Genomic DNA, 8,880 nt, shown 5'->3' with positions numbered 1-8,880 from the left:
TTTGGGTACGGGACGTCCTCCTCCATGAGGACGCCTGCCAGGTGCGGGGCGTGGGGGCGCAAGTCTTGGCGGTCCTCCGGGCCTTTCTGGTGTCCCTGCTGTACCGCAGGGGGGTGCGGAAGAAGAAGGCGGCCCTGGAGACCTTCTCCTTCCATCCCCTCTCCGCCCTCAGGTTCCTGGGGCTCTATGCGGTATAACGGTCAAGTCTGGGGTAGGCCTCTGGTATCTTGACGGAAAGGCTTCCCCTCGTTAAGCTAATTTTTGCGTGCGGGGGCGATTAGCTCAGCTGGTCAGAGCGCACGCCTGATAAGCGTGAGGTCGGTGGTTCAAGTCCACCATCGCCCACCACGATGAGAACGAGAAAACCCCCGGGTGAAAGACCCCGGGGGATTGACCTTTTACACCTACATGACACCTAATAGCCGGTCGCCAAATGGTAGATGAGGTACCCCACCGCTGCCCCCAATAGGGCCGCCATGGCCCCGGCAGCCCAGGGGTGCCGCCGTGCCCACTGCAGGAACTGCCCCGAGATGGTGAGGCCCGTGCGCCGCACGGCCAGATACTCCACCGCGGCCAGCCAAAGGGCTAGCCCCACCACGAACAACAACCACCAGGAAAGGCCGGCCAGGGCGAAAGCCAGGCCAAGGGCGGCGAACATGATGAGGATGCCCCATGGAATCCTGCTCATACCCTTAGCTCCGAATACTCAGACGCCCAGGCCAGGATCTGGCCCACATACGCGTCGTTGCGCTCGCCCCTCCGGTAGGCGGTGGGCCCCCGGTTGTAGGCGTGCAGGACATCGCACCACGTGGGGAACTGCCCCCGAAGCCAGGCCAGGTAGCGGATCCCCGCCGCCGTGGCGTACTGCACCCGGGCCGGGGTGGGCATGTTGAGGAGGAGGGTGGGGTCCATGCCCACCTGGCGGAAGGCGCAGGGTTGGACCTGAAGCGGGCCGATCTCGGACCCCGAGGCGCAGGTGGCCCCGTTGTTGCTGATCTGCAAGGCGTACTTTACCCGGTCCACGTGGGGGTTGAAGGAAGACTCCCGCCGGGCCAGGGCCACCACCAGGTCCGGGGGCACCCCCATCCCTTCCGCCTGGGCCAGGGCCCCGGCCACGACCTGGGCTAGGTTGCGTCCCCCGCAGTCCCCACAGGACTGCCGGGCCAAGGCGGGGTTCGCCTCTATGATGCGGAAATAGATGCGGTCTACGAGGGCCCACCGGTCCTTGCCCAGGGGCGGAGGCCCTGGGGGAGGGTAGGGGCAGGCTCCAGGAGGCCCAGGGCTTCCACCGCCACGGGCTGGACCTGCCCCGGCCCGCATTAGGGCCAAAACCCCCAGGGCCCCGAGGCCCCAAAGGGCCCAACTACCCCTGCCGCCGCCTCCCGTCCTCCGCTCCATGGTGGCTCCTCGTCCTCACACGCCGTCCCCGGTTTAGCGTTATGTAGCCTCCCCCCACGTACCAGGCGCAGGCGTGGATGTCCTCATATCGGGCCACCGCGCCATATACCCCTCCCGCCACGTGGTGGAAGCTTTTACGGGCCATAGGATGGATAGCCACCTCCATCGCGGGGGTGGGAGCTGGCTGTGGAAGCACCAAGGAACGCTGTCGCCATCCGCCCGGCACCATCACGGCCCCCAGGTCACAGTCCATTCGCCGATGGTGAGTTTGTGCAGGTTGTCTTTAGTAAACTCCTGCCCGGCGTTTAGTTTTACGCCCATTGGGTACCCTGTAGCCCCCAAACCTATCAATCTAATGGTCGTGTTGGCCTCGCTTGGGAGCCACGTGACTGGTTGGGTTTTCCTCATCCTGCTACCTAAAACATAGCTCTGATACGCCAGGGATTTTGAGTACCCGAACCAAAAAAAGCCAGTGTCGTTATAATCTGGGGGGTAGTCGGCGTTGTGGAGGACATGCCCGTTGTGGATAGAGTCCCCACGAATCATAGCATACATCAACGCGATATCGCCAAAGTAGTATCCAAATGCATTCCATGGATATGCGTCAGTTGACACATACTTCCGCAAGAACAGCTTCCCCGTCCTCACCCCGATATTGGCGATGTCTATGGACACGTCTTGCGCTACTACCGGGCCGACGGTTACCCGCCACTTGTAGGTAACGCGCAGGCGCTGGTCAGCGTCCAGGGTGAGCACCACGGGGTTACCCAACCCATCCCTGAATAGCTCACGGGACATTAGGTTGTTTGTGGGCGTCTGGGCCGGGGCGAAACCCCATTCGGTGAGGTTGCTGCCACCAACCTGCGTTTCGGTAAACTCTCGGGTCACGGAAAAATCAACTACCCCATCGGCGACCCGGGTCCAGGACCAGGTACCCGTTCCACCGCTTTCGTTGGTCTGTGTTCGGGCGACTTCGTTTACAAGCCCGGTTTGTGTCGGGTCTGGAGGCGTTGACCCCGTTCCCACCGCCGCCCAAATGCCGAGCCGGAACCCGTACTGGGCCATAAGGGAATCGTAGGTTTGGTTCAGGATAAGGTTGTGTTGCTCGGCTTCCCTGTCCACGACCCAAACCTTCCCCCGCCCAAGCCCCCCAGGCCCGGAGGTTAGGCGCTCCTTGTACCGCCCCACCTGCCAGTGCATGTACTGCGGCTGAAGGCGGGCACTAAGCGTCGGCGGAGGCGGCAACAGTGGGCGCGCAACAACCCTTGGTACCACGATTTCTTTCCCGGGCAAGACAATCTTTCCCATACCTCCTCCTCATGCCAAGTCGTAGCTCCCCGTGGTGGGGGCAGAAAGGGTAGCCCAGCCAAGGTTTTCGTAGCCGGCCGGGAAGTAGTTAGGCTGGGTAAAGTCCACCACAACTACCACGAGGGCGTAGTTCCCCGTGGTGGGGGCGGAAAGGGTGGCCGAACCCAGCGCCTCGGTGCCGAGGTCTTGGACGACCACGACGGGAATGTAGGCCCCCGTGGTGGGGGCGGAAAGGGTAGCCGAACCCAGCGCCTCGGTGCCGAGGTCCTGGACGACCACGACGGGAATGTAGGCCCCCGTGGTGGGGGCGGAAAGGGTAGCCGGGCCAAGGGCGTCCCCCACCCGCACGGGATACATCTCGGAACGCACGGCGTAGCCCGTGGCTCGCAACTCGTCCATGAAGCTCCCCACGAGCTCCAACTGAAAGGGAAGGGCCACAGCCTGGTCTAGCACCACTGGACGGTCAAAGATCTGCACGACGTGCGCCGTGGCGTACAGCTCCCGCTGGACCCGCATCACCAAGCTCATGCGATCAGGGGAGAGATGAAAGAGGAGGACGTCCGAGTCGGGGGGGTAGTAGCCCGCGGTGGCGTCCTGGATAAGAACGGGGTCGTGCCCCGGGAAGGGCCCCCGCTGGACGAAGGCCCGCGAGACAGGATCCCACTGCCGCACCCACACCTCGCCCCCCCGCTCGTAAGCCACCACGTGACGGGCCGCTTGGTCAAAGGCGAGGGCCATGTGGGCGATCTCGTCCACGGGGTGGGGCAAAGGGGGCGTCTCCACCTCCACCCACACCGCTACCCCCGGCCCCCGGGGGTCGTGAAGGGGCCATGGGCCTTCCCCGGGCACCTGGGCCTGGAAGAGGCGGAAGCGCCGCTCCACGCGGTCCAAGAGGCCCGCCCAGGCGTAGCCGTAGAGGGTAACGTAGGTCCCGTCCCCGGTGTCCCCCATGCTCCGGGGTCCAGGGGCCAGGCGAAGCTCCACGCCGTAGGTAGAGCCGCGCTTGTACGTGCGGGTGGGTATCATTGCATCAAAACCTGCACCGCCACCGGCCCCTCACCCACGTCCGAGATCTCAATGGACTCTACGAGGAAAGTGAGGTCCAAACTCGCAGCGGGCATAAGGACGTAGGGGCCCACCCTCCCGGAGCCATAGCGGAACCACAGAGCGGCCTTGGCGTCCCCGATGTTCACCACGTGCCCCCTGGTGGCCGGCTTACCCAAAAGGCCAGCCACGTCCACCACCGCCACCCGCCCCACCTCGGGGGCGATCTGGGCGATGAGGGGCAGGCGGGCAGGGTCGTGCCCTTGGACGTCCCGGCGGGGCCGCCCAAACTCGTATTCCAGGACGCGCTGGATGGCGGCGAGTTGGTCCTTGAGGCACGCCATATCCGCCCGCATCTGGCCGAAGGCCTCCTGCAGGCGCGCGGGCAGATTGGCCAGGTCCTCCTGTTTTATGCCCAAGAGGCTAAGCATGCAGAACCCCCTTCTTGCCCAGCCTGGCCGCCCTTGCCCAGATTTTCAAGGGCGGGGCGCACCACAAAAGCGCCCAGAAAAAGAAGCAGGACCACGTACACCGTGGCCACCCCGAGGGCGATGCCCACGCCCTGCTTGTAGGACTGCCAGAAGGAGGGCCCGTTCTCCATGGGCTACTCCTTCTTGCCCACCAGGGCCCCGATCAGGGCCAGGACCAGGAGAAGCCCCACCCAGATCAGGGTTCCGCCCACCACGAAACCTGCCCCGAAGCGAAGACCGTCACCGAAGCTCAGGTTCATTTTGCACCTCCCGCCTTCTGCTCCATGCCCATGGCCCGCACTCGGGCCAGGGCGGCCTCAATCTGCCGCTGGGCGATGTCGCGAGGAAGGCCTGGGGCCATCTGCTGCAGGGCCTCCATGGCCTCCCGGAGTTTGGCTTCCGCCCGGGCGGAAGGGTCGTACTGGGTCCCCACCTTCCGCCAGCGCTCCTCGGTGGCCAGGACCGCCTGCTCAGCCAGCCGTGGCACTCTCTCAGAAAGCCACTTCTCATAGTTGCTGAAAACCAAGCGGATGGCCGCCGCGAGGACGGGCCCCACCACGGGGATGGCGGAAACCGCCCGCACGATGAGCCCCGAGAGAAGGGCGATGAGCCCGGCCGCGAGGAGGGCCTGAACAAGCCAGACGAGCCAGACCTGCCCCTGAGGTAGGAAGTCCTGCACGCTCACACCATCACCCCCACGCGCTTCACCCCACCCCTACCTTCACAATCGCAGGGGGTGGGAGCAGGAGATCCGTCCTGGCACGTGACCAGCACCTGCGGGCAGATCCGATCAGACGGGGGGGAGCTTCGGGAAGGCTGCCCGCCCTGGGACTGCCCCCCTCCCCGCCGGGCCAGGGCATAGCCCGCGTACGCCCCGGCCGCCACCGCCACCGCCACGATCCAAGCGCCCTGCATCCGTCACCTCACCAGAGGGGCACCACGGGCAGAGGGGCGGCCCTGCCCACATAGGCCGGGTTGTACCAGCCGCAGAGGCTCGGGGCTACCCGGCAAAGGGCGTCCTGCCCCAGGCTACCCAGCCCAAAGGGCGGCTGGCCGCCGAAGTCGTCCACCACCACGGGAGGGGTTTCGGTCTGGGCCGGGGGAGCTTCCGACTGCTTCGGCGTCTGCCCGGCGATAGCCTGCCCCTGCCCCTTGGCCAGCTGATACGCCAGATAGCCGGCCACGCCAAAGCCCAAAAGGGCCAGCAAAAGCGCTCTACTTTCCATCCTCTTTCACCTCCCTCACCCGAAGGCCCTGCCGGTAAGCCTGGGCCTCCATGGCGTTCGCCACCCGGGAGAGGTAGTAGGCCTGCCGGCGGCCGTTCTCCTCTATCCGGGCCAAACGCTCCCGCACCTCGGCCACATCCCGGAACACGAGCTTCAGGAACGCCGCAAAGGCCACTGCCCCCAAGCCCATGTCCAGGACGTCCTTCCACTCCATCAGCAGACCACCCCCTCCGTGGCCAGCTGCTGCAGCTGCTTCTTGACCCCCTCAATCTGAGCCTGGTAGGTCTCCAGCTCGCCTTTCAGGGCCGCGTACTGCTGGGCCGCCTGGTCCACCGCCCGGGAGTCGTCGTAGTTGAAGAGATTTCCCGGCCGGGGCCCCTGCCCCTTCACGTAGTCCATGCAGGCGTTGTAGTTGCCATTAGCAGTTCCAAGGGGGTTACAAAATTCCCCCAAAAAAGTGTTCACACAAGCCTCGCGCTTGGCATAGCTCCAGCAGTTCGTATCCGCGCTGGACCCCTTGGCCACCAGGTCGTTCATCTTCTTCTTCACATCGTCCGCGGCAGACTGGAGCTTTTGCAGTTTTGCTTTCAGGTCCGCGCAAAGCTGCCCCTTGGTGATGGTGGGGGTTTGGGGGGTCGGGGTAGAAATGGGTTGAGAGGAAGGAGGCAAAACCGGTTGAGAGGAGGGGGGCACGACAGGCTGGGCCGGGGCGTACGGCACACGCTGCCTGTTGGGATCGGTCATCCTCCAGGCGATGAGTCCTCCCACGGCCACCGCTCCTATCGCCGCAATCCCCAAAAGGGTGTTCTCGCTCATGTCCACCTCCAAACCAGCACGGCCACCACCAGCGCCGCTCCTACGGTGACGGCGGCCACGGTGAGGGCCTGGGCCTGGCGGGCTCGGGCGGCGGCCTCCAACATGGCCCGCTCTTGGGCCAAGCGGGACGCTTCCAGCTGGGCCTGGGCGGCCGCCCTTTGGGCCTCCAGGGCCATGCGCTCCTCATCCGTGAAGATGAAGTCGTCCAGCAGGTTGGTGACCCCACCGATGAGCCCGCCAATGACGTCCATGCTCACTCCTTCAACGCAAAGACCAGCAGGAGGACCACCCCGAGGCCCACCAGGACCCAGACCCACACGGGCACCGCGGGCTGCGCTTGGACGCTCGCGGCTTGTGCTTTGGCCGCTTCCGCCTGGGCCTGGGCGAGCTGCAGCTGGTACTGCAGGCGTTCCTGCTCGGTCAGGATGTAGGGGTCAATGAGGCTCCCAATCTGGCCCAGCCCGCCAAAGATCTGGGCCCAGAGGGGGGTGTCTCCAGCGCTCCCGGAAACGCCCCCCGTAAGGGGAAGGGTGTAGGAGTTGGAGAGGCCGAACCCCGAGGACCCCGAAGCCCCAGAGTCCAAGAGGGCGTAGGGGGGCGTGTACCCCGAAAGGCTGGGAGAATAGGCTTCAGAAAGGCCGAACGGCATGGCCACCCCCCTCAGAGGCCGCCCCGGTTCTCCAGCTCTGCGAGGCGCAAGAGGCGGCCCTTGTCCAGCACCTCCACTCGCCGGCCCATGGCGGCGATCTGGATGTAGTGGCCGGCCCGCTCGTTCCAGACCATGGGCACCTGGGTGGTGAAGACCTCCAGGAGAAGGCGGGTGCCCGGCACCAGCTCCACCTGCTGAGGCCAGGCCAGCATGGTCTCCAGGTTGTTCTGGTCCACGCTGTGCATGGTGGAGAAGGACTGGTTGAAGACGGTGGCCACGCTGTCGTCCACCCCGCCCCCGTCCCGGGCCACCCGGAGGCGGAACTGCCCGTCAGCGTGGGTGTAGTAGACCTCAATGTCCTGGGTGCCGGTCACGCCGGCGGGCTCCACGAAGGTCACTTGCTGGCCAGCGTAGTTGACGGCATTGATCTGGCACCGCTGCCACACCCCGCCCACCTTGGCCCAGACAGCCACGTCTGGGTGGTAGGTGGAGGGCAGGGTAGGGGCCACCTGCAAGGAGGGGATGAGGTAGGGCAGGGTGACGGTGCGGGCCTGGGCCGTGGCCAGATTCTGGCCCGCGAAGGCGGCCAGGCCCTTCAGGTAGATGCGCAGGCGCCGCTCTCCCGCCAGGATGCGGAAGTGGGCCGTGTCCGGGGTGCGCATCTTGGCCAGGGCGAAATACTCATTGGGGCGGTAGGCCAGGCCGGTGGCGTCAAAGTCCTCGTTGTCAATCCAGGCGAACTGCCACCCCGAGGCCTGGACCGCCGCCGGAGCGGGCCGCGCCGGCTGGGGCTGCGGCTGAGGCGCGGGGGAGGGGGCGGAAGGGGCGTCCTGGAACACCCCGAGGCCCCTCCGAACCGCGTTGCGAAGGCTATCCAAGAGCGCCATAGTCCCTCCTACACGTTGGAGTTGTCCACGCCCACGGGCAGCTCAATGCGGGTGCGGGAGTCGTTGAGGTTCACGGTGATGCCGGGGTCGGTCTCCACGTAGATCTCCAGGGTGTCCCCCTCCCGCAGCACGATGCCCTGGGGCGGGGTAGGGGCGTAAAGTGGGCTCGCGGTCTGCAGGATGTTCTGGTAGAACTTGGCGTCCCGCTGCTGGGCCTCGGAGAGGTCGTAGTACGAAGCGTACTGGGCCTTGACCAAAAACTCGGGGAAGTCAAAGCCCTTGGTGCGCCGGGCGAAGAAAACGTCCGTGGTGTGGGGCAGCTGGTTGCCGCCGGAATCGTAGAGCTTGAGGACCACGGGGACGGGGTTGGGAAAGACCCAAGTGGCCCCCGAGGGCACCACGAACTCGCCCACCTTCACCTTCTGCCTGCCGCCGTACGCCTGGAACTCGGGGCCGCTCCTCAGGATGGTGATGGGGCGGGCCCCGGGCCGAAGCCGCTTGATCCGCTCAAAAGCCTCCTGCATCCTTTACCTCCTTAGTCAATGTCCAAAATCGCCATGACCAGGTTCGCGAAGGAACCGGCCGCCACGCCTAAGCCGATGTAGTCCACCATGGGGTCCTCGGTCAGCTTGTTGTTGATTAGGATGGAGCCGAGGATAACCCCGCCCAGGTTGAGCAACACCCTGTTGGTCCGGGCGTTCGGGACCTCCTTGCTGGTGTCGAGCTTTCCGTCCGGACCCACCGCGTAGTAGTGGATACGCCCGTCCTCGCCCTTCGCCGCCCAGCCAAAGAGGTCGCGCCTGGACGTATAGAGCGCCTTCCGCGCCAGATAAGCCCCTAGCACCCCCACGCTCACGCTCACCACGATGGGGTTTTGGACCACTTCCAGGGGGTTGCTGGTGGAGGCCAGCTTGCGCATGTCCTGCGCCGCGATTGCCGCCGTGTCCGCCATTCACCTCCTCCTTCTGCCGCCCACGGTAGGCGGGGGCGGGGGCGGAATAAAGAGCGAAGCGCCCCGGAGATACGCCGGGGCGCTTGGGAGTTTTGGGCCGCTTCGCCCGGGCACTTCGCCCGGGCGAAGT

General features: G+C 65.6%; 17 protein-coding genes, 1 tRNA gene and 1 pseudogene. 2 read left to right on the top strand and 17 right to left on the bottom strand.

What is annotated here, in order from left to right:
- Together AC27GT_RS08695 and AC27GT_RS08690 are read left to right on the top strand one after the other, a co-directional pair.
- A pseudogene (locus AC27GT_RS08695) lies at positions 1 to 197 on the top strand (transposase); the annotation flags it as partial.
- A 74-nt stretch (positions 198 to 271) separates the two neighbouring features.
- Positions 272 to 348, top strand: a tRNA-Ile gene (locus tag AC27GT_RS08690).
- A 67-nt stretch (positions 349 to 415) separates the two neighbouring features.
- Here AC27GT_RS08690 and AC27GT_RS08685 read toward each other — a convergent pair.
- The 17 genes from AC27GT_RS08685 to AC27GT_RS08605 all read right to left on the bottom strand — a co-directional run bounded on the left by AC27GT_RS08685 (position 416) and on the right by AC27GT_RS08605 (position 8,717).
- Positions 416 to 688, bottom strand: a complete 273-nt coding sequence (locus AC27GT_RS08685; RefSeq protein ID WP_487223965.1) for a hypothetical protein — start codon at positions 686 to 688, stop codon at positions 416 to 418.
- Positions 685 to 1,398, bottom strand: coding sequence for a transglycosylase SLT domain-containing protein (locus AC27GT_RS08680; RefSeq protein WP_487223964.1), 714 nt, complete (start codon positions 1,396 to 1,398; stop codon positions 685 to 687). Before AC27GT_RS08680 ends, AC27GT_RS08685 begins: the two co-directional genes overlap by 4 nt.
- Before the next feature lie 228 nt (positions 1,399 to 1,626).
- On the bottom strand, positions 1,627 to 2,706 hold the full coding sequence (locus AC27GT_RS08675) for a hypothetical protein (protein WP_487223963.1): 1,080 nt from the start codon (positions 2,704 to 2,706) through the stop codon (positions 1,627 to 1,629).
- A 9-nt stretch (positions 2,707 to 2,715) separates the two neighbouring features.
- On the bottom strand, positions 2,716 to 3,690 hold the full coding sequence (locus AC27GT_RS08670; RefSeq protein ID WP_487223962.1) for a hypothetical protein: 975 nt from the start codon (positions 3,688 to 3,690) through the stop codon (positions 2,716 to 2,718).
- Between the two features lie 38 nt (positions 3,691 to 3,728).
- Positions 3,729 to 4,181, bottom strand: a complete 453-nt coding sequence (locus AC27GT_RS08665; RefSeq protein ID WP_487223961.1) for a hypothetical protein — start codon at positions 4,179 to 4,181, stop codon at positions 3,729 to 3,731.
- On the bottom strand, positions 4,160 to 4,351 hold the full coding sequence (locus AC27GT_RS08660; protein ID WP_487223960.1) for a hypothetical protein: 192 nt from the start codon (positions 4,349 to 4,351) through the stop codon (positions 4,160 to 4,162). Before AC27GT_RS08660 ends, AC27GT_RS08665 begins: the two co-directional genes overlap by 22 nt.
- Before the next feature lie 3 nt (positions 4,352 to 4,354).
- On the bottom strand, positions 4,355 to 4,480 hold the full coding sequence (locus AC27GT_RS08655) for a hypothetical protein (protein ID WP_487223959.1): 126 nt from the start codon (positions 4,478 to 4,480) through the stop codon (positions 4,355 to 4,357).
- The gene (locus AC27GT_RS08650) at positions 4,477 to 4,905 is read right to left on the bottom strand and encodes a hypothetical protein (protein ID WP_487223958.1); all 429 of its coding nucleotides are present in this window, start codon (positions 4,903 to 4,905) and stop codon (positions 4,477 to 4,479) included. Before AC27GT_RS08650 ends, AC27GT_RS08655 begins: the two co-directional genes overlap by 4 nt.
- Positions 4,902 to 5,135 (bottom strand): hypothetical protein, encoded by a 234-nt coding sequence (locus AC27GT_RS08645; protein WP_124105057.1) that lies wholly within the window; start codon positions 5,133 to 5,135, stop codon positions 4,902 to 4,904. Before AC27GT_RS08645 ends, AC27GT_RS08650 begins: the two co-directional genes overlap by 4 nt.
- 8 nt (positions 5,136 to 5,143) lie before the next feature.
- On the bottom strand, positions 5,144 to 5,446 hold the full coding sequence (locus tag AC27GT_RS08640; protein WP_487223957.1) for a hypothetical protein: 303 nt from the start codon (positions 5,444 to 5,446) through the stop codon (positions 5,144 to 5,146).
- Positions 5,436 to 5,660, bottom strand: a complete 225-nt coding sequence (locus AC27GT_RS08635; protein WP_126164491.1) for a hypothetical protein — start codon at positions 5,658 to 5,660, stop codon at positions 5,436 to 5,438. The genes AC27GT_RS08640 and AC27GT_RS08635 overlap by 11 nt, the downstream gene beginning before the upstream one ends.
- Positions 5,660 to 6,262 carry a hypothetical protein gene (locus tag AC27GT_RS08630; protein WP_487223956.1) on the bottom strand — a complete coding sequence of 201 codons (603 nt, stop codon included), beginning with the start codon at positions 6,260 to 6,262 and terminating at the stop codon, positions 5,660 to 5,662. The genes AC27GT_RS08635 and AC27GT_RS08630 overlap by 1 nt, the downstream gene beginning before the upstream one ends.
- Complete coding sequence (locus AC27GT_RS08625) at positions 6,259 to 6,513, bottom strand: hypothetical protein (protein ID WP_487223955.1); 255 nt, start codon at positions 6,511 to 6,513, stop codon at positions 6,259 to 6,261. The genes AC27GT_RS08630 and AC27GT_RS08625 overlap by 4 nt, the downstream gene beginning before the upstream one ends.
- A 2-nt stretch (positions 6,514 to 6,515) precedes the next feature.
- A complete protein-coding gene (locus tag AC27GT_RS08620; RefSeq protein ID WP_487223954.1) occupies positions 6,516 to 6,911 on the bottom strand; it encodes a hypothetical protein in 396 nt (131 codons plus the stop codon).
- An 11-nt stretch (positions 6,912 to 6,922) separates the two neighbouring features.
- The gene (locus tag AC27GT_RS08615) at positions 6,923 to 7,798 is read right to left on the bottom strand and encodes a hypothetical protein (RefSeq protein WP_487223953.1); all 876 of its coding nucleotides are present in this window, start codon (positions 7,796 to 7,798) and stop codon (positions 6,923 to 6,925) included.
- 8 nt (positions 7,799 to 7,806) lie between these two features.
- Complete coding sequence (locus tag AC27GT_RS08610) at positions 7,807 to 8,322, bottom strand: hypothetical protein (protein ID WP_267262091.1); 516 nt, start codon at positions 8,320 to 8,322, stop codon at positions 7,807 to 7,809.
- A gap of 11 nt (positions 8,323 to 8,333) precedes the next feature.
- Positions 8,334 to 8,717, bottom strand: a complete 384-nt coding sequence (locus AC27GT_RS08605; protein ID WP_487223952.1) for a hypothetical protein — start codon at positions 8,715 to 8,717, stop codon at positions 8,334 to 8,336.
- Positions 8,718 to 8,880: the final 163 nt, after the last annotated feature.

The sequence above is a fragment of the Thermus sp. KWY1 genome (assembly GCF_057547025.1).
The sequence above is the reverse complement of the archived record's forward strand: the minus strand, read 5'-3'. Positions and strand labels throughout refer to the sequence as shown.